Below are 21,190 nucleotides of genomic sequence, written 5' to 3' on the forward strand. Positions count from 1 at the left end.
CTTTACAAGGAGTAATCAATATGTATTCCAATTTAGAACAACTTAATAATAATGATGAGTCTGGATCAAGTACCTTTACCCTATTGTTCTTACTTGCTGGCCTTACGATGATGACCTATGCGATTGCAAGAATCGCTGAATCTAACAATCACCTAAACTATGAAAATCGTTTTGCGCGGATATTAGCTGGTTTTTTATTGCTTATGACGCGAATGATGCATACCAAAGGGGGAGACTTAGAACTTACTGATACCCAAAAACAACTCATTGCAGTAGGCCCACATAGAACGGGCTGGGAAGCAGTTGTTGTTGCCTCAAAAATAAAAGGCACACCCCCACGTTTTTTTGCAACAGATGCTTATAATAATATACCCGGGGTGAAGGGATTTTTAAAAATGTTTCATGCAATACCCGTAGAGTCAAAAGCTACTAAAAGTCAGGCTGGACGTCCTGCTAATGCCGGTGCGTTAGAGGAGGCGAGTAAAGCGCTTAATGAAAATGGCTGCGTCGCGCTGTTTCCCCAAGGGAATTTTTCACGATTAGGTCAAGAACCACCTAGAGTCTACACGGGTGCAGCCCGACTTGCATTGATGAATAAAGTACCTATTCATGTGATTCGACTTGATGGTTTTTGGAGTTTGCAAAATCCAGTCATTCCTTTATTTGTTCGTAATAGCGCATATTACCGGGCATTTATGTCTGCGTTTCACATGAACAATGTACGAGCTACATTGTGCTCCGTGATCGATTTTCATCTAAAACCGGAGAACGATAGTTTAAGCGAAGAAGCAAAAATCGAAGAAATATGTGCTCAACTTTATGCTTATTATCGTCATACACAGGAACTTACCCCTAAGCAAATTGCTACGATTAAAGAAGAAATATCGAAAAAAACTCATTTGCTCATTTGGAACAATAAAGTCAAACAAGATGATTTAGGAAAACAGCTCTCAAATTTAAAGAAAGAAGGTAAGGAGCTGGAAGAGCAAACTTTAACGTCAATGAAATTGAGTTCAGTATAGCAATTAAGCACTGCATATTTGCTTATCTACAACTAATTGTATCCAGGGTGAAGGCGTAAGCCTGAACCCCGGTTTTTTTTGCTGAATTTCCCGGATTACGCGTCATTTTTCCGAGCTCCTATAGGCCCCGCCCCGGAACAATTAACAAAATTACTTTTAGTAAAAGATTCATCCGTTCTGTGTTGAAATTCCCGTACTATTGAATACACTTAATAAGAAAATTATTAAAAATATTAACTATAATTACAGGATGTTAGCAAGAACCTACTAGATATTAATAAGGATGTTATCACATGAAAAAAAATATAGTTTGCGCAGCATTATTTAATTTAATCTGTACTCAAGTATATGCTGTTCAAACTTCAGATACGATTTCCGAAAAAATATCTACCCGTGCAAAGTCGGCTCAGTCCCAAAAAACAAACGCTATAACAAAACCCCTGTCACTTGAAATCAATTGTGATTATCGAATTTCTGGGGACACTCAAAAAATTGATAAAAACTTAATCATAAATTGGGCAAAATATGCTGTACTTCATTCTTTTAATTTTGATTTTCCATCCTTTGATGCGCAGATGAAAAATTTAAGAGCATGTTATACAGAAAATGGATGGATTGGTTTTACTAATGCATTAAAAGAATCAGGAAATATTAATTCAATTAAAACCCAAAATCTAACAGTGAGCAGTACTTTGGATGGAGAAGTCCAAGTCATTGATGATCAGGAAAATCAATGGAAAATAACGGTTCCTATTAAAGTTTTTTACAAGAATGATCAAGAAGAGGTAACTCATTTTCTCAATGTGTACATCATCATTAGCTGGAGAAATGCATTTAAACTTGGAATTGTGCAAATGATCACCACCCCACGTTCCGCCTCAATATCCATAAAAGCTTCATCACTTAGAGAGGCGATGAGAAGTCTTTCTTGGGGCGTGACTGATCAAATAAACACTTTGGAAAACCTAAAAAAAAGGGGGGCTGCATTTCTAAGTTCTTTATTCATATCTGATCCAAACATCATCTTTTCTGAGATGGATAGAGCCTTAAATCAGCCCGGTTTGTGTTTAAAATCAGAACACAGTAATATCAAATTTTTTCAGAATATTATTGAAGCACCAAATGATCAAGGCTTCGATGAGGGTAGAGTAAACCATATTCAGGTAGCACAATTAACTTCCGAAAATTATAAAAAAGATGTTGAAGAGGAATCTATTGCCACACCTGTCCTTGCATATGGATATGAATGGTTTAATAATCACTTTAGCGCTAATAAATCAGATATTTTTGATACGAAATGGCCTCAATTACTCGCCTATTTTAAAAAAATCGAATCCGCCCAATTTTATTCCGCATTGAGTGATTTAGATAATTTAAAAATGATTAAAACTCAAAACCCAGTCAATCAGCAAAGAAAAAAAGAATCCCCTCTTAAAAATCAAGCAGGGACTTCCTTACCATTACACATAGCTCATCCAAATAATAAGAATCAAATTAACCAGCTATTTAATATTAATTTAACTTTAGGGAAGAAAATGAGTGGGGAGCTTGTCATTTTACAAATGAAAACCATTCCGAGTGTACTTCCTTTATCCTCCAATCGTGCTTCGCCTTTGGCATCCAATATGAATTTATTTTCTAATCGAAGAGCTCCGACTCAAAAACTACTGCAAGATAATAAAATACAACTCGCTCAAAATGGGACACCTTCGAAATCCTCTAAAATCCCTCAAATGACCTATAATAAACCCTCTGAGGAATTAAAAGGATCAGAGATAATTAATTGTGATTATAAAATTCCTGAGGAGATGACCAAGGTTGATGAAGATCTGATAATAAAGTGGGCAGAATATGCCACAACTCAATCTTTTGATTTTAATTCCTTATCGATACCCTCTCAATTAAAGAAATTAGAGTCCTGTTATACTGCAACTGGCTGGGAAAATTTTAAAAGTGCTTTAGAGAAATCAGGAAATATTGAGGCGATTCAATCACAAAATTTTACTATGACCAGCAAGGTTGATGGCCAAATTAAACTCATTAAGACGAAAAATAATCAATGGAATATAGAGCTTCCCTTAAAAGTTGTTTATCAAAACAAACAAATCAACGTAACTCAATTCCTGAATGTTAATTTAACGATGGTACGTAAACTGAGTGGTGAATTTGGAATTATGCGAATTGTTGCCGCGCTCAAAGACTCGGTAAATAACAATACCGCAACAAACAATCAATCTCCAGTAGCTCAATCTAATCAACCCAGCTTAAACAATATGCATTCATCTGCTCTAGCACCACAAAAAACAGCAGACTTTATCGATTGTGATTATAAAAGTCCTAATGGTGTAGGAGATATTAATCAAGCCACAATTTTAGCTTGGGCTGAATATGCTACCACTAAATCATTTAATTTTGATTCGGAGGCCATAGATAACCAATTGCAGAAACTGCAATCTTGCTATACGGAACAGGGATGGAATGAATTTATAAATGCCCTTGAAAAATCAGGAAACATACAGGCATTTAAGACCAAAAAACTAAGTGCAATAAGTCAAATAGACGGGCCACCTCAACTCATTGACTCGAGATATAATCAATGGACACTCACCCTTCCTTTAAAGATTAATTATCAATTTGAAAATGGTAATGTAACGCAATTACTTAAGATTGATTTAACTATAGGTCGGAAGAGCAATGGTGAGCTAGGAATTATACAACTTAATTCTACCTTACGGTCCTAACAGGAGGACAGCGTAGTGAATCTGACAGTCAGACTTGCTTGTCCGGAGGTTGCAACGGAATAAAATCCCATAAAAGCAACCCCACTACATTAGATAGTGGGAGTTTGTCTGCAAAACAAGCCAGCTACCCAGTCAAAAGGAGAATTTTTTTTCCTAAATTACTCGGGGTAACAATATATATCACCTTCACCAGCAACCCCTGCATGTAGAACCACTGCATTGACACCCACAATATTAGTTTGCTCTCTTAAACATCGATAACCCGAATAGGTATAATAAAAATTACCTTCAGGTACGGGTTTTTCAATGGTATAAATATGTTTCTCCGTATTTACTACAATAGGCACACTTTGCCAGGATTGGGTTTGCGTCACAATCACACTGTCTGCGGTGGCAACCGTACTTAATGCAGTGAGGCATGTAGAAATCAGTAATTTTTTCATTTGGTTCCCTCCAAGATGGACTTCTTTTGTGTCTAATATTTATAGAGTAGTCTGATTAATGCGAATAGCAAATCAGAAACCCATAAAGAAATTATCTCCCCCATTTTGCATTTTTATCACACAATCCGACATGCTCGCTCAACTCCAGGTAAACGTAACTCTTTATCCAGAGGAAACTTATAGTTTCGAATTAAACTCATCATTGATATTTCGAATACAGCTCCTTCATAGAGTTTTGAATTTAAGGTCTCTCCACCCAATAAGGTCATTCTTTTTCCATTAAAACGAGCATTAAAATATTTTTTCCAAAATCCTTCAGAGCCAGGTTGGATCAACATATGAATGCCCTTATTTATTTTTAGAGCATACTCAATGGCTCTGGATGTAAGTATACTTCCTAACCCAGAACCTCTTTTATTGGAGATAACATAGAGCTGCGCTATTTCTATTAATTCTTTATTTTCCAAGTTCAACGAAGAGCTGATTTGCACATATCCATATAGTTCATTTGTTACTCTATCTCGGGCTGATATACGGATATCTTCGTTTTGCAAGTAAGTTACTTCAAATTTATATCTCGCCATACAATAAGTTACAATTTAAGTCTATTTTTTGCAGACTACCTTATGCTCATAATTTTTAAAATAGGTCTCATCAAATTTGATTTTTTATCAAATAAATCCGGGTAGTATCACCATAAATGTATGTATTAGAGGAATATTCTAATTTTTTAACATGCCAGGAGGAGTTAACATTTTTTGAATTTCACCAATATGCATTTCTTCTTCCTGAATCATTTTTCTGGCAAACTCTTCAATCAATACCGATTTTTTTTCTGCATGCTGCAATAATTGATAATACAAATCCAAACCCTGTTTTTCGTGCTCCAGAGCCTCTTCTAAAATATTCCCAATATTATGCTGATGAGTTTCTAATAATTTGCCAATTTTAAGCGAGGGATGCTGGGAAAAATGCGTGATAAGCTCGCCTAACAAATGAGCATGAGTTAAACTTTCTTGGGCCTGCTCACGCATCCATTTACAGATAGGAATGCGATTAAAGCCAAAGACCATAAAGGAATAATGGGTATAACGTACTACACCTGCCATCTCCAACTCTAATAATGTATTTAGAATTTTTAGGATAGCACCATCTAGAGACTCAGTTTCGGGCCTTTTATAGTCCATTTTTATGACCTCGTGTTTGACTTATCTAAGAGTATAGAATAATTCCCCCAAAAAAACTCAAAGCAAAATCACCCGCCCTTGTCAAAATTGAATAACAAAATTCAACAAACATAAATTTAGTACAGGTTTTTGATTCCCCTTACTGTCACGAGCTTTGATGAATCTCCATTAATTGCATATAATTTATACAAACGTTTCTTTATTTGCTCAACATGAAATCATTAAAAGAACTTTTTAAAAAGAAATCATCGGGAAAACAAAATAAATTAACCACGAAGTCTTCCGATGACGAACCTCTCAGCACAAGTAAGCCTCTATTTACACCAACAAAACCCACTTATGACTTTTTCTCACATCCAGAAATGAAGGATTTGGCACAAGTTGGCAAAACAAAAGCATTGGGTTATTTGCCCCTCAATACGATCCGTGAGTCTGGATTTGAACCCTTTCAAGTGCATCAGTTGTTGAAAAAGAGAGGACTAAAACTTTTTATTATCCCAGTTCCTACCGATGATGAATTTTATGCCTATGACTCGAATAAAAATAAATACATCCATATGGCCGATAAAAAAGAATACAAAGTAATCCCCAAGGGTGGATTTTTAAGTATACGTTATGGAGCTCTTGTAGCATACGATGAAGAAGCAATAAAAGCCCATTTAAAAGAAAATGATAGCCTAATCACTGAAGAAAATAGCAAGGAATCAAACCCTGAAGATTATTGGCCTACCGAAGCCGCAGAGTTCGTTAATATGTTATTTCGAAAAAAAGCCGAATCCGCATTAATGAATAATTTTGTGCGTAAAGTTTTTGAAGAAATGCCAACCCTACCCAGCTCGAACCTTACCCTAAAATAGTACAGTTTGATTTCATTTTTCGTTATTTAATAAAGTACCCACCCTTTTCTGTAAAAAAATAGCAATATATGTTATTATTTTTTCCAAATTTGAATCGCAAAGTCATTCTATGTACAGTAAATATCCCCAATTTTTTCAAAATGAAAAAGAAAACTCAAGTTCAGGTATTAAGTTTTCAAATGTTATAAAAACATCGCCCGATATTTCCAATTTGTATCGAGGGGAGGAGAATCTCCCCTCTGTCATTTTTGGAATTCCCACCCTTCTTATGGGTATTTTTGGAAGAGTTTACCCCGAAGTTATAACTATTGAAGAGATTAAACAGCACAAATTAACAAATCTTTCCAATGATTTTCACATGGTAAGTATGTCTGAAAATCCTCAAGTTGCACTAGATTGGGGACAAGGATGTTTTATTACAATTGACCCTACTTTGTTCCGTACTTTTGCTGTAGATCTTCATGCAACATATCGTCACAATAACCTCAACCTTCCTGGGCGGATGGAGCGGGAAACAGAGCATGTGGCCTTAGCTGTACCCTATTGCAGTATAAAAAAAATTACAATCAACAAAAAAGAAGTCAATAATCCGTTCTATGTAGCTATTTCTAGTGATAATCAAGAAGCGATAAAAGAATTCCATGGTCTCTACTGCCAGTTTGTTTCACTTTTAAGAAATAAATACGCGCAGAAAATAGACCATCACGATGAACAATTAGCGCTCCGAGAATATGTTACCGCTTATCTTGAGTTTTATGCCAAGCACAGTGGAATTGACAATCCTTTTAACAACACACTTCAAAAATTGGTTGAACTCCATCCAGAATTTATGGGCTATTTTTTCCAATCAAATCCGCAAGAACCCAAAGCGGATTTGATGAAAGACCGTGCTGTTATTGCTTCTGATGATTTATTCAAAAAACACTATTACACTCAATCACTTGATGAGCTTATATCCCATCGAGCCAAAGAAGCAGTAACCTATTACGATGATGATTGGGCGAAACCAATTTATGACTAATAGCACTTGTGCTAGGAGTTAAAGCGCAGTAAGTAGGTTGAGTCAAACAACTCACCTACCTTGCTATGCTTATTGTTAAAAAAGATACTGTAAACCAAGTGCTAGAGAATAGTTTTTATTGGATAAACCCGCGGAATTAAGTTCATAACCGTTTTCACCCGTATCATTATCTGTTATTTCGGTATCGGCGCGGCCATTCGAATAATGGTTGTAGGAAGCCTCAACAAAAACTTTCGCGTTAGGTGTTACAAAATAACCAGAATTAATCGTTGCCGCATAATATCTAAAGTTAGTTCCATGCTCGTCAAACGTGATGTTGCGAGCATAATGCTCGTCGTGATCCCGCGCTGAAACCCAATTACTAAATTTTAAAAGTGCATTAAATTCAAAATTATGAATGAAATATTTTCCAGCTACACCCACATAAGGAGTTCTAAATTTTTGTTGGTAGCCAATTCCAGCTTGAGTACTAGGAAAACAACCAATCTCGGTTCCGTTATTGTATTGATAACAACCACCAATCGCTCGCCAACGGAAAGAATCCCATTGATACCCAGCAGCCAAGCCCAATTGATAATCTGATTTTTGCATGAGCCATGCTCTTAAACTTAAATCAAATTGATTGGCATAATTTAGATGAGTATCGTCATGATGCGACCAATGGGTCCACGCTTCTTGATTAGGGTTGAACCAATCATAATCATCCATAGCCGCCTTATTTTTTGCTATTGTGGTCCAGCCTCGTCCATTCATGCTAAGCCACCCGAGTAAATCATAATTTAATTCCCCATTAATTATTGCAGCATTTTTTATGCGCCAATCGAGCTGGCTTAGCTTAGTATTTGTTTTTGGATAATAAACATATTCGTGAGCCGTTCCGGAAAGTATTCCTACGGAGGTACTTAATGATAAGCCATTCAAATTGTAATCAGCAGCATAGGTAGGGAGCGAATACGTAAAAGATAAGGAGGTCAGAGCCAACATAACTATTTTATTGTTCATTTTTTTTCCTAGTTAGGGCCGGCAATCCCTGCAGCAATATGATTATCAAAAAATCAAACGAAATTATTGTAATTCACAATGTCCTTGTCAAGAACATCATTTAAAAGAATTGACCACAACCTGGATAATCGAATTCCATCTTGACCTTGTTGCTGAATGTAGTATGCACCTATGAAGTACCAGCCTTTTTCTTTTGAAAGAAAAGTGGCTGTGGGAGCATGACCCTGAAGTAGCTCGCAATCGTATTATTAAGAGAGTTATACAAAGAACGATTTTTAAGGAAGACAGCTCTGATTTTTCCAGCGAAACCAGGGTTTTATATTGCGGGAACCTTAAGGCCTAAAAGTTTCCCCAGGCTCCGAAGAAATTTCAAAAAAAACACCGAGACTTCTTCTCTCTTTTTCAAGAAAATCCATAAATCCCTTATATATTTTTTTGTCGCCAAATTGAGGATCGACCACTTCAAACTGCCCATCGCATTTCTTACCTAATAAGGTATGGAGTACTCCAGTATTGATGACAATTAGCGCGGTCATTCCGTCAGGAAAATCAGCTTCGCTCATTCCTACAAGAGTTACTTTTTTTCTTGTGGAAACATCGGTCTTAAACAATGAATAGAGTGAGGTTATAAGTGTGTTTTTTGAGTATTTATTGAGTGAAGCTTTAGATAGCTCTCGAATTTCAACTCCAATTGCATCCAGGTTATGTTTGCGGAAGTAATCCACGATCTTTTCGGGTGAGGCGACTTTTCCCGGTTCTAGCCAAATTTCTTTATATATTTCCAATTCTTTGCTTGGTGTGTAATCACTTGGTTCAATCTTCCCTCGCTCCAAAAGTATTTTCATTATCGCCCTTGCTGTACACGAGTTTTTAAATTTTTGGGTGTCTATCGAAGGTTCAATACTATCGAGTTTTGCTTTAAGTTTAGGATTATCGAGTACAAATTGCGCTATTTCATCAGAGCTTACTACTAGCTTTAAAAAACTTCGATAATCCAGCATGTCTGAAAAATCATCCATAGTTAAGAGCAATTTTATGGTATCTGGAGAAACATTTTTCATTCTTCCTAGAGTAATGATTCCATCAAGCGGTTTAGCATGAGTACTATGAATCGCCTTAAATCGACTTGTAAATCTCTCCAGATTGGCTTCATTTAATGCAATGCTGGCATCTTTACCGAAGTTGAAATCAATGCTTTTATAGATATTTCGACTGTATTCAATATCATTAAGCGTCATATCAGGAAATTGCGTTGCAGTAATATTCAAAATCATAGCAATCACCTCCTGGGATTCATTATAGAACAAATTGAGCCTATAAAGACCGATAAAGTGTTTAAAAAATGCTCTTTTTATTGTTCTTAACTTAATTTCCATATAATATTGGGTTATAATTAATCGTTTTGATTTTTTTTTACCAAGATAACCATGAAAAGAAAATTCCCCCCAAGTGAACAGGAACAGCATTATTATAAAGAAGTGGGCACGAGCCTTGTTTGCATAGAAGATGAAGAAGAACAAAGAAAAATTGACCAATTTATGGAGCGGCACTCCACCCCCCCTCCACATACTTCCCGGGAATCCGGTTATTCATCCTATATGTTTCAAGGGAGTAGCGTGGCAGTGAATACTTCTATGGTAAAAAAACAAAAGATCGATAAAACTCACTATATTATTTCAAGAACATCTAAATCCCCTACTTTGCCGGTTTCTTGCTTGGCATCAACAGAGCATGTAATCGCTATGCAGGATAAAGTTGCGAATTTTAAATCAGAATCTGAACCTAAATCCAAACAGAATGTGATGTATCTAATTCCATTATCCTGTGGTACAAAAAAAATGAATGCTCGAGATGAAAAAAAAGCGATTTTGAGTCTCCTTCACAAATATGATAATACCCTGAATAAGAACAATGTCAGGATTTCATATACTAAAAAAACATCTGTTTTTACAATTAAGGCGAGTACACAAGTAGCAGATATTCAATTACTTGTTCGTGCGTTAAGAAGTGTAAAAAAATATAAAATTGTTGATTGTTCTTTTAAAGATATTGGCTTAAATCAGGGTATCTGCCTGGTTAAGAGGGATGCATCTAATCCCATTCATGCCTTGGTAAATATTGCAGATTCAGATTCTGAAAAAGGATTTCTTGAGCGAGACGCAGGGACAACATCTGGACGACATACAGGTGCTTATCAAGATTGCAATTGGACATTTAATTTCTTCACCAGTTTGGAAGATATGCGCAAAAGAACACAGTATCCTAGCAACGCCCTAGCTATAAAAATTTTTAATGCAAGCTAAGTTTTCTTTTTCCATACATAATTCATGCCTATCTATTTAAAGTAGGCCACTATACATTTAGGAGATCCTGTTTGTTGTGGAGCCTCATCATTTAATGTTAGGCTTCTCTCTGAAATTCACAAAAACTATATACTTATGGAGAGGTCTTTGATTAACCAAAAGTATAAAAAAGAACACCTCCCAATATTAGAAATATTCCTAATTTTTCTGAAGCTAGGATGCATTAGCTTCGGTGGCCCAATAGCTCATCTGGGTTATTTCCGCGATGAATTTGTGGGTCGGTTAAAATGGTTAAGCGACCATGCATATGCCGATTTAGTCGCATTATGTCAATTTTTGCCTGGACCTGCGAGTAGCCAAGTGGGTATTGCTCTTGGACTATCCAAAGGCGGTATTCGGGGTGCAGCTGCGGCTTGGCTTGGATTTACTCTACCCTCGGCTTTATTGATGGTAATGTTCGGTTTTGCTCTGATCCAGATAGGCATTCATGATAACCCTTCATGGCTACATGGCCTAAAAGTTGTGGCGGTGGCGGTTGTTGCCCAAGCACTTTGGGGAATGAGCCTTGCTTTATGCCCTGATAAAACCAGAGCAAGTCTTGCAGTATTGACCTGCATCGGCTCAAGCATGATTCCACATGCCAGCGGACAAATACTCATGATCCTAATTGGTGGCTTTTTTGGCTTATTTTTTCTTTCTCCCAAAAAATCACTCCCTCCTAGTGAATTAACAGTTAATCTCAGTAAACGCACTGGAATCATTGTATTGCTTGTTTTTTTTATTGTACTCACTTTATTACCCTGGTTATCTTCTTACCTCGCAAATTACCCTTTGCAACTATTTAATGCCTTTTATCAGGCAGGTTCTTTGGTTTTTGGTGGAGGGCATGTAGTTTTGCCTTTACTACAAGCGAAAGTTGTCCCTACTGGATGGGTTGATAATTCTATTTTTCTTGCTGGTTATGGTGCAGCACAAGCCTTACCTGGCCCCCTTTTTTCATTCGCAGCCTTCCTTGGTGCTGTATCAACCAATACCCCGAATGGATGGGTTGGAGCCTTGGTTGCTTTAATTGCTATTTTCTTGCCTTCGTTTTTATTGATAATCGGAGCATTGCCTTTATGGGATAATTTGCGTCAACATCCATCCATGCAACGAGCAATATTAGGAATTAATGCCGCCGTAGTGGGTCTTTTATTCACTGCTTTTTACCAACCCGTCTGGACCAGTGCAATTTTCTCATTAAATGATTATTTGTTAGCCATGACTGCATTTCTCTTGCTGCAATTTTGGCGTGTTCAAGCCTGGATTGTGGTCTTGTTTTGTGCCGTAGTAGCAGAGTTAGTACTATAAAGAGTTGTGTAAACAAATCAAATCATCATTTGGTGCGCCAAATTGACTTTTTTCCAAACGAAGAATAAGAATTTCTCTATTATCTGTGCCAGATAGTCCCCGCCCGTACTTTACCGCATTTACCGTTAGCACAACCTTTATTAACGCTTTTATGATAACATGTACCGTTATAGCACTTCGTAGAGCTTTTATGATATCCCCAAGCAGCAAAAGAGCTCGATACAAAACTGCTCATAATGAAAATCATTAAAATCTTTTGAATATTTTTTACTAACATTTGACACTCCACAGTTATATATTACCAATGATGGTCGTTAATAGTACATCTCTGCAGTTAGTATAGTTGAGTTTGATGCCTTGTGTTGATTTATGAATCTATAATCGAAGTGAATTGTGGTACCATTTGGAAATCTGACTGCTATTTTGAAAACTTATGCGAGATTTTTTTCAGGAAGTGCGCCAATTGCCTGGCAAAGAAAAACTTAACGTACTTGCTTTGATCATCACAAAGCTCTCTTTGCATAAGGCAGCAGTGGCCCAGGATAACCAATTTATTCGGTCAATAATTTCTGATCTAAAAAATTCTTTTCTTGATCATGAGCAATCTTTTGTGACCCTGGCATTCACTTTAAAACACCATTTAAGCCAACATCCAAACATTTCAGAACCTCTTAAATATTTTATTACCCATGTGATTGAAACAACGAATAATTCTGATTTTCTAAATTACTTTAAAAAGCCGAAGATCCATACTGAAGATCTTGAATGCCGAATAGCTCGTATTTTTGAATCCAATATCGCAACAGTCATGTTGCAAAATCTCAGCAAAACAACCTGGGATTGTATGAATAAAGTAAGTAACAACATCATTCAATTTATAGAATCAAACTATGATCAAAAAATCTTCGACGTTTTTCTGGAAAATTTAGGTCCTGATCCTGGTGAACCACAAAAGCCAAAGCTCGCTTTGGCTTTTGGACGCTATTCAATGACTCCAGATATTAAGGAGATTATAGAAACGCTTAAAGAACGAAGAAATTTCGCAAGAATCATGTTAATTCATTTTATGTTTATGCGAGATGTTTATTTTCATTTTGAGCTCCCTCTACAATCTCAAATGCATATCAAAGGCTTTAGATATGAAGGGAGTCTGAGACAATTTATTTTAGAAAATAAGACGGATATTGGTACTTTTTTCTGGAATTATTCTTCATTTCCCTTATATCATGATAGGGGTAGAGGCGAATTTAAATATTGTAGTTCCAAAAAGCTAGGTATCTGTATCAATCAAGAGGATCGTAAACAATTCCCCTCATTTGAAACGACATGGAATCCTGATTGCATTTGTCAGGAAGCAGATTTGGATTCAAAGTACACTCAGTCTCTTATTCATCGTGGCATCCCTTATGTTGCAGGCCCATCTGGAATGACCTCTTTGTTAAGTGCCAGTATGTTATTCATGGGGCAATTTCAAACCCTGGAAGAGCACTACCATTATATTTTAGCAATTATCGTGTTTATGGTAGGTGGAGGGCTCCATAGTATTCATGAAACCCTCACTGTGATTCATGAGCGCTTAGGCTTATTACCTAACTACAAAACGGATGGACCTCATGCAGGAAACTATAGCGATTTCTTTAAATTATTTAGGAACGATCAAGTAATATCAAGAAATATTAATCGTGCTTGGGAAAGTACAATGAGTTGGATGGTTGAACAATATCCTGAGCTAATACCCATTCAAAATTACCCGGAGCCCAAAGAGGCTGCTACATTTTTAGAACAATTAAATTCTATATTCTTTTGTTGTTCCTAAACAAAGGCCCTGCTTAAAGAACAAGAGAATTTCTTCTCTATCCAAGATAGGCTGCTGCTTAATAAACAAACAATGTGCTTAGATTGTATTATACTTATAAAAAAGTTTTTGATTATAAATTAACCTCAATATTTTTATAATGATATAAATACTAATTCATTTAAATTTATTTGGAGAATAACGTGTCAAAATGGGAAGAGCTACTTAAATCTTTATCCTTAAATCCTCAAAAGCTTGCTCCGCGCGACGTAAGCAAAGTTGAGCTATGGTATTTACAGAATGTTAGTAAACAACCTCTTTATGAAAATTCGACTACGGCGGATAAGAAACTAACGCTCTTAAAACAAGAGATTTCTCATTTTCTTGATACAGTTGTTGACATTCCCGTCGTCAAGTGTTCTGAAAAATTTGATCATTTAGGTGGTATGAATGCGATACAATACGCCAGTAAGAAGGGATATGATCTCTACTTGAATAAGATATTAGAACAAGATAGAAGTGCAGTTAATGTTGTCACAAATGGCCAATTATCTCCCTTGCATCTTGCTGCACTTTATGGCTACCCACTTACCACAACAGTATTACTTGAGCACGGCGCCAAATCTAATTTACCGACTCGACTTCATCAAACCCCAGCTCATTTAGCCCTGACCATGCCACCGTCTATTTTAGCTAAAGATAAACCGTGTCTCTTAAAAAGAAAGCAAACCATTTTTTATGACCTATGGGTTGATAATCCAAGAAGTATCAATGCAACTGATGACAGTGATAATACCTTAGCACATATTGCGGCTGAAAATGGATTTACTGACATTCTTAAAGATTTCCTTGATTATCCAAGCCTTCTTAAGATGAAGAATTCAGCTACTCATACTCCACTTCATTCTGCAATTTTAAATAACCAAAGCGAATGTGTAGACGTTCTAATCAAAGATGAAGCTTTATTAGCTATACCTGATAAAAATGGTCGATTGCCGATTCATTATGCCGCGATGTACAGCAAAGGATCCATGCTAGGGCAATTTGCGAGGAATCCTTATCTCGACGCTCAAGACCTTAATTTAAAAACCCCATTAATGTTAGCAGCCGAACAAGGACATACGGAACAGGTTAAGCTACTCATTCAAAAAGGTGCAAATGTGACATTGCAGGATCAATATGGAAAGGATGTTCTTCATTATGCATTGATGTCACTCAACGCTGAATTGGTCAACTGGCTGCTTACTAATGTTGAAGGGATCAATGTGAATCAACAAGATAAATCGGGACGAACCGCTCTAATGAATTTATTACATGAATTCCGCGAAGTAGACAAAGAGGAGCCCAACTTCCATAAAGTTGAGACATTAGTTAATACTCTTCTCGAAGCGGGAGCCCAGCTCGAGCTAACGGATAAAATGGATCAATCCCTACAAAGCTATATTAATAGCAAATGGGATCGGCCTGTTGTGAGTACACTCACCTAATTTACACTGCGTGGTGCCCTATGATAAATAAAGCCAAGTTATTTAAAAAAGAAGATGATGAGGATACTTATATAGACGATATTAATCGGGATATAGAAAAATTAAATCGTTTAATTGATGTTTATAACTTAGCTGCACATGCCCAAAAAGCGGAAGCGTTATTACAGGTGCGCCAACAATTACTGAAAATTGATGCGAATATTGGGGGTACCATAGCCGTTGTAATAATCGCTACAAACTTTCCTTACACTAAATTTTATCAAGATTTATCCAGAGAAATTCGCAATGAGTTGAATACTTTAGGGTGTCCTGGGTTCAGTGCGAAACAAATTAATCAATGGGACATTGAAACGTGTAAAAAGACTGATAGTATCCCTTCAGCTGGATTATTTGAAAAAGAAAACAAGCCAGATTTCTTTTCACAAATTTTCGGTACACAAACATCACCAGCAATAGGAAAAGCAACTCGTTTATTGAAAGAACTCGATCCTAGAATCGTTTCTGAAAATACCGAAGAAAATTATTACCAACTTTCTAGATTAAAACGATCTCTTCGTGATTTAATTGCATCGGAAACCATTTCTACCTCAGATAGAGAAAAATTAAATGATCTTATAGGTAGAATAAATAACCGCTTGTTTAACATAGTAAAAAATAATCCTCAATTACGTTCTAAAGTTTACCCCCCTGAAGATATCGATTTGGCTCAAACCATTGACAATTTAAGCTTTGAGCACGTAAAAAAAATTACCACGATGCTTATTAACCCCGGTGAGTTTGATGCTGAAACATTTCATCAAGAATTTGACCCAATAATCCCAGGAATAGAAAAATATGAAATAAAATTTTTAGGTGGTGAAAATTCTAAAAATTATTTGCTTACAGACAATGAAACCGGCTTGAGACAAGTATTAAAAATTACCCCCCATAAAGGAAATTACCGAAAAGCATATGAACGTCTTAAAGAAACCTCTGTTAGGGACAATATTGCAGAAGTATATGCGGGTCAACAAGCCATACAGCAGTATTTTAGTGATTACATGTATAGTCTTGAGCTGACGCAGTTTTGCGCTAAAGGGGATGTATTATCTCATGGCATGAAAATCCAAGCAAAAATTGCACTCATTGAAAAAGATATTGCAGGCACCATTGAAGAGACAGACCAGATAGAATTACAAAAATTATACGATGAATTTAAACTCACAGATGCAGATGAAGTTTCAGTTGAAGCTGAAGTTTTAGTGGATGAAAAACAAAAAATACTTGCTCAGCTAAAAGAAATCCAAATTTTGAATGCAGTCAATATTTATGGCCAAATGGCTGATACTTTTTTAAATTTTCAAGCAAATAATGCTTTTTTTCCGGATGCGAAGCCCACAAATTTTTTAGTGACCGAATTTGATCAGGTGCTTATCGCGGATACAAAATCGTTCATAAATACCGAAAATGGACTTGTCGATCCGGTTAAAATACAACGAGAAGGTTATTTACAATATACATTGGGATTTCGTTCCTTACAATTTGAACAGGCGGATCATGCTGGAGCATTATCCTTTTCTGCAGAGAAAGAACATTCCTATCTTATGGGTCTTAGCTTGTATTGTTATTTAACAGGAAGAGAGATTAACCATGTTCCTAAAGAAGCTAAAGATCATCCAGATTTTCTGAAGTGTGATGAGGACGTATTTCAATCCCCCAAAGGTCAAAAATTTAAAGCGCTGGTTCTCGGTTTAACTCATCCTGATGCCGATCAACGTTTCAGTGTACAGCAGGCAAAAGAAAGATTACAAGCTATTGCACATGATATCAAAGTAGAAAAATCGCCCTTCAAATCAAAATCTGAAGCCTATTTTTTTGCTTTGTACAACTTGATGGAGCTTGAAAAAAACGATAGTAATGCCCGTGACGCAATGAAAGAAATGAACACTATAGAAGAGATGAAAATCCTAATTGAAAATCATGAACAGGATCCAAAGAAAGCTGCTACTCTTCTAACTACTCTTGCAGAAAAAATTACAAATGAGGAACACCAAACATTGCTTCGTGACATTGCTTCAACTATTGAACATAGTGCCTATCAACAAACACTACAAGAAAAATATGAAAATCCATTAGCAAGGCGTTTTGAATCAGAAATGCAAATCGCATTACTCAAGAATCCGACGGATAAAATGATGGAATCCGTTAACCATGTATCCCAAGCCTTATTAAATGTTTTTGAACAAATAGAACACCAGGGCTACGGGGATATTTTGGATGAATTTGCAGAAAATTTGACAAGCGGAAAAGAGCAGACTGGGTTTGGCTCCCAGCCAGTACAAATTAATCTAGATCAAGTGAAACAAATTTTACAAAGAAATGACCCTAATGATTTTAATCAAATCATGTTTATCCAATTTCTCTTTGCGCAAAAGTGGATGAGAAAACTACCCGAGTCGATACTACCTCCTAATAGGAATGCGCCGACAGGGAAAATGCTTGAATTAGTCAAAGAATACAACAATGGAGAATATCGAGATAATCCCCAAGCATTTTTTCAAGAATTCGATGGCATGAAATTAAAATTTATTTCTGATATCCAGATATATGGTTCCGAATTATTTAGAGCGGATCCAACAAGAGGGCGCGAAGGAGGTCTACCTAATACGTTCTCAAGCCAAATGGGGCTTATGCGTGTAGGGCAAAATCAAGAGGGACTGGATGTAGACCGCTCTAGCTGGACTCCTGATTCAAAGTATCAAGAACCAAATCTAGATGCACCCTTTACTCGCGACTTAATTGAAAATGATGCAATCTATGCCGCAGGGCCATCCGGGATGACCAGTTTATTTATGGGGATCATGGAAAACTATGGGAATTTTACAAGTGTTGAAGCAAAGCAACACTATTTATCCGCGGTATCTGCGTATATGGTAAGCGGAGGGCTTCATAGCTTGCATGAGGTGCTTGGACCAGCTCAATACGCATTGGATCTGATCCCTGGTTATCAGGTATCACCTCCGAGTAAAGACACTGTTGCTAATCCACCTAATTTTCATCAATTTTATCAACAACAAATGAACTTAGATCCACAATTTGCCTCAAGATATCAGGAAGGCTGGCAAAAAATGATGGAAGCGTATGCCAAACAAAAAGAGCAATTTGTCCATGCCCCGGTCGCTAGTTTGTCCCCGGTTGAACAAAGAGTATTAGTGAGTAAATCTCCAGAAAATCCCTACGCAAATTTATCGGAAGACGAAATTCGCATGATGTTGCAAAAAAATCCTGAACTTAATCCTATTCATCTTCAAAAGGAGTTGGTGAATAAGGAAGAAGGAAAGTTTAAAGATAAAAAAGAGAATTATATTAAACAAAATTTAATAAAAATAAGTGTTTATTACATGAAAGGAGACGAACAAAAACTAGAAGAGGCCATTAACCTCCTACTTAAGACTGTATGTAAAACAAGAACCAATATTATGCAATCCTATTCTACATCAACAACATCCGCTATAAATTTAATTAATGAAATCTCTAAGGATGAAGGTTTAAGAAAAGTTTTTGGCATCCAAGGTGATAATCCAACTGACTGGAAGAAGGAACTTCAAGCCAAAATGGAAGCGGTCTGCAGCGATGAGAGCATCGTGGTCCCCGATTTTTCAGAAACTGCTAAAAATATAGCGATGTAAGACGGGAACCCCTTTAAAAGTAAAGCGACTTAGGTATTAGCCCTGCTCTAAAATTCCTACTAATCATTCAATGAAGATACCCAAAAACTGTTGACTTATTTGCAATTCAATGGTCGGTTGAGGAACCCTATTCTCGGTGATAAACTGCGCATGAAGATTAAAAAATGATTTTTAATTTTAAATTTTTATAAACTTGAAGGGTTAGGAAAATTCATGGGCAAGTCCTTAAGAGAATTGTTAAAAACAATAAGTAAAAATGCTAGAACCGAGAAAAAACTAAAGAAGCAATTAAAAGCCATTGAAGATCAAGCACAGAAAATTCTTAAAGAATCCAAAACACTCGATTTATTTGATGAGTCTTCTTATTTAGGATACACACCTCTGGAAGCAGCAATAAATTCAGGTTCTGTTGAAGTGTTCCAATTGTTAGTAAAGCTTGGAGCCAGCCCTTTTTTCAAACCCAAACCGGACCTGCCTTCTGTACTGGATCTTCTCGCAAATGATTATTTTTCTCCATTTTCTTCTAAGGATAAAGTATCAATATTTAAATGGGTTATGACCGATAAAGAGAGTCCCATATTCACTTGGGAAAAGCTCATTCAACATCCAAAGTTGTTTGAAGAATTTAAAACCGCAAAATTAATTCCTAAAAAGCAGTATTTAAATGAGCTTCCTCTTCATGTTGCAATTGCCGCTGGTCGCATAGATTTAGTTCGAAATATAATCCTTGCTGCAGGTAGCATTCAAAAAGCAGGTGACATCAGCCGAATGAGTGTTCTTAATCCAGCAATTATGGCTGTTCTTGATGGCCGAGAAAATTCATTACAGATACTAAACTATTTAATGCAACAAGGAGCCAATCCTCAAACTTCTGATGCGCTTAATTTACCTGCAATCATGCAAGTGATATCAGCTCCAGTGTTATATCGTCATAATGCACGAGAAGCAGCCATATTCGAAATCGTAAAAACACTGCTTGATCACGGGGCTACCCTTGATGTAACGAACCCGAATAATGGACACGTCCCCTTGATGGCTGCGATGAATTTGGGGTTTAAAAATCTATTTTATTTCTTATTGGAGAAAGCAGGTACAGCGACATTAAACCATCGTGCGAAACATTCTCCCTTCTATTTAATTTTTCAGTTATTTGAAGAAGATAACAAATTAAGACAACTCGATATTCTAAAACTCCTATCGACTCTCAAAGAGAAAGGAGCGGAGTTTGATAAAACCATTGAGCGTACTTTTTATACTGATCCGTTCAGCAGTAATGCTTATAGTAGTAAGATAAAAGTATCGGCAAAAAATATGACTTTGTTGCATTTCTACCTGGATAAGATGACTCGGACTGATGATTCGATGCAATCGATCGATAAACATCTTGCAATAATTCAAGCTTTAATCGCACATGGAGTAGATCCTCATGCGAAAGCCACATTTGTTTTAACTGAAGAGGTAAAGGATGAGACCTCATATTCTAGGACTAAAGAAGTCCAAACCCATCTTGAACTTACCGCGTCTGAATATGCTAAGAAAATCGCCGATAAAATCGTCAGTAGAGATTATTGGAACTCTGATGGTTTTCTGATTAAGACCTATCGCGATGAGAATGAATTTTTAAAGCATATAGACTATAAATCCAAAGAAGAACAAACAAGACTGCACAAAAAATTCCACAATTTTAGAAATCTGGAACGCGTTTTATCCGGAGAAAAACCTTTGCCATACGCGGGTCTACCTAATTGTGGGAAAATGGAAACCGCAGCGTTAAAAAAGCAACACTCAGTTGAGGAGGCTAAATCCCGGGTAAAATCCGTCCCCGTCCCCGTTATAGATGATCTCGATCCGAAACAATTTGAAGTTCAATTAATCAATGCCCGAGCCCAACAAAATCAAAAGGAGTGGCAAGAACTAAAAAATACGCTTGTGGAGCACGTCAAAGAAACCACATCATTAGAAGACTTTTTAGCGAAAGTAGAAGGCTTAAAAAAACCATTACAACTTCATTTCAATGTAACAACCAACACCAAGGGAGATGTTATCGGCTATGGTTCAGCGGTATATCGTTTCTTTCACTATTTTGATCCTTATAAATTTCCCAACTCATGGGAAACATTAAGAAAATTTGGCCAGGCTACCTACGGTGTAGACATCAATACCCCATACGAACAAAGTACTGCGTATCAATTTTAGGCCAAGACTGGATTTCCAGATACCGCGCTTTATGCGCGGTATCTAATTTTTTTCAATCAAACCTCATATTAATTGATACAAAACAATAAGTTAATCTGTATAATAATTCCCGGAAAAC

15 protein-coding genes are annotated in these 21,190 nt (G+C 36.6%); 10 read left to right on the top strand and 5 right to left on the bottom strand.

All coding sequences use genetic code 11. The annotated features are described in order from the left end of the window. Positions 1 to 20: 20 nt before the first annotated feature. Positions 21 to 1,022 carry a lysophospholipid acyltransferase family protein gene (locus ACWTE2_RS12010; RefSeq protein ID WP_454785513.1) on the top strand — a complete coding sequence of 334 codons (1,002 nt, stop codon included), beginning with the start codon at positions 21 to 23 and terminating at the stop codon, positions 1,020 to 1,022. Between the two features lie 293 nt (positions 1,023 to 1,315). After that, positions 1,316 to 3,763 carry a DotI/IcmL family type IV secretion protein gene (locus ACWTE2_RS12015; RefSeq protein ID WP_454785514.1) on the top strand — a complete coding sequence of 816 codons (2,448 nt, stop codon included), beginning with the start codon at positions 1,316 to 1,318 and terminating at the stop codon, positions 3,761 to 3,763. Between the two features lie 158 nt (positions 3,764 to 3,921). On the opposite strand, the gene ACWTE2_RS12020 is transcribed toward ACWTE2_RS12015, so the two are convergent. The 3 genes from ACWTE2_RS12020 to ACWTE2_RS12030 all read right to left on the bottom strand — a co-directional run bounded on the left by ACWTE2_RS12020 (position 3,922) and on the right by ACWTE2_RS12030 (position 5,393). After that, positions 3,922 to 4,206 carry a hypothetical protein gene (locus ACWTE2_RS12020; RefSeq protein WP_454785515.1) on the bottom strand — a complete coding sequence of 95 codons (285 nt, stop codon included), beginning with the start codon at positions 4,204 to 4,206 and terminating at the stop codon, positions 3,922 to 3,924. A gap of 116 nt (positions 4,207 to 4,322) precedes the next feature. Beyond that, positions 4,323 to 4,790: a GNAT family N-acetyltransferase gene (locus ACWTE2_RS12025; protein ID WP_454785516.1), complete on the bottom strand. Its 468-nt coding sequence runs from the start codon at positions 4,788 to 4,790 to the stop codon at positions 4,323 to 4,325. 138 nt (positions 4,791 to 4,928) lie between these two features. Continuing rightward, positions 4,929 to 5,393 (bottom strand): ferritin-like domain-containing protein, encoded by a 465-nt coding sequence (locus ACWTE2_RS12030; protein ID WP_454785517.1) that lies wholly within the window; start codon positions 5,391 to 5,393, stop codon positions 4,929 to 4,931. Between the two features lie 212 nt (positions 5,394 to 5,605). Here ACWTE2_RS12030 and ACWTE2_RS12035 point away from each other — a divergent pair, with 212 nt between their 5' ends. Together ACWTE2_RS12035 and lart1 are read left to right on the top strand one after the other, a co-directional pair. Beyond that, positions 5,606 to 6,250: a hypothetical protein gene (locus ACWTE2_RS12035; RefSeq protein WP_454785518.1), complete on the top strand. Its 645-nt coding sequence runs from the start codon at positions 5,606 to 5,608 to the stop codon at positions 6,248 to 6,250. A gap of 109 nt (positions 6,251 to 6,359) precedes the next feature. After that, positions 6,360 to 7,271 carry an NAD(+)--arginine ADP-ribosyltransferase Lart1 gene (gene lart1, locus ACWTE2_RS12040; RefSeq protein WP_454785519.1) on the top strand — a complete coding sequence of 304 codons (912 nt, stop codon included), beginning with the start codon at positions 6,360 to 6,362 and terminating at the stop codon, positions 7,269 to 7,271. Between the two features lie 75 nt (positions 7,272 to 7,346). Here lart1 and ACWTE2_RS12045 read toward each other — a convergent pair whose 3' ends face one another. Continuing rightward, positions 7,347 to 8,273 (bottom strand): omptin family outer membrane protease, encoded by a 927-nt coding sequence (locus ACWTE2_RS12045; protein ID WP_454785520.1) that lies wholly within the window; start codon positions 8,271 to 8,273, stop codon positions 7,347 to 7,349. A gap of 332 nt (positions 8,274 to 8,605) precedes the next feature. Continuing rightward, on the bottom strand, positions 8,606 to 9,547 hold the full coding sequence (locus tag ACWTE2_RS12050; RefSeq protein ID WP_454785521.1) for a dehydrogenase: 942 nt from the start codon (positions 9,545 to 9,547) through the stop codon (positions 8,606 to 8,608). A gap of 153 nt (positions 9,548 to 9,700) precedes the next feature. Here ACWTE2_RS12050 and ACWTE2_RS12055 point away from each other — a divergent pair, with 153 nt between their 5' ends. From ACWTE2_RS12055 to ACWTE2_RS12080, 6 genes are all read left to right on the top strand, one after another. Beyond that, a complete protein-coding gene (locus ACWTE2_RS12055) occupies positions 9,701 to 10,576 on the top strand; it encodes a hypothetical protein (RefSeq protein ID WP_454785522.1) in 876 nt (291 codons plus the stop codon). A 147-nt stretch (positions 10,577 to 10,723) separates the two neighbouring features. Then, the gene (gene chrA, locus ACWTE2_RS12060) at positions 10,724 to 11,926 is read left to right on the top strand and encodes a chromate efflux transporter (protein ID WP_454785523.1); all 1,203 of its coding nucleotides are present in this window, start codon (positions 10,724 to 10,726) and stop codon (positions 11,924 to 11,926) included. Positions 11,927 to 12,359: 433 nt separating this feature from the next. Next, positions 12,360 to 13,742: a hypothetical protein gene (locus ACWTE2_RS12065; RefSeq protein ID WP_454785524.1), complete on the top strand. Its 1,383-nt coding sequence runs from the start codon at positions 12,360 to 12,362 to the stop codon at positions 13,740 to 13,742. A 182-nt stretch (positions 13,743 to 13,924) separates the two neighbouring features. Next, positions 13,925 to 15,208: an ankyrin repeat domain-containing protein gene (locus ACWTE2_RS12070; protein WP_454785525.1), complete on the top strand. Its 1,284-nt coding sequence runs from the start codon at positions 13,925 to 13,927 to the stop codon at positions 15,206 to 15,208. 20 nt (positions 15,209 to 15,228) lie between these two features. Beyond that, positions 15,229 to 18,876: a hypothetical protein gene (locus ACWTE2_RS12075; protein ID WP_454785526.1), complete on the top strand. Its 3,648-nt coding sequence runs from the start codon at positions 15,229 to 15,231 to the stop codon at positions 18,874 to 18,876. A 213-nt stretch (positions 18,877 to 19,089) separates the two neighbouring features. Next, the gene (locus ACWTE2_RS12080) at positions 19,090 to 21,072 is read left to right on the top strand and encodes an ankyrin repeat domain-containing protein (RefSeq protein ID WP_454785527.1); all 1,983 of its coding nucleotides are present in this window, start codon (positions 19,090 to 19,092) and stop codon (positions 21,070 to 21,072) included. Positions 21,073 to 21,190 lie beyond the last annotated feature (118 nt).

The sequence above is a fragment of the Legionella nigrisilvae genome (genome assembly GCF_977063395.2).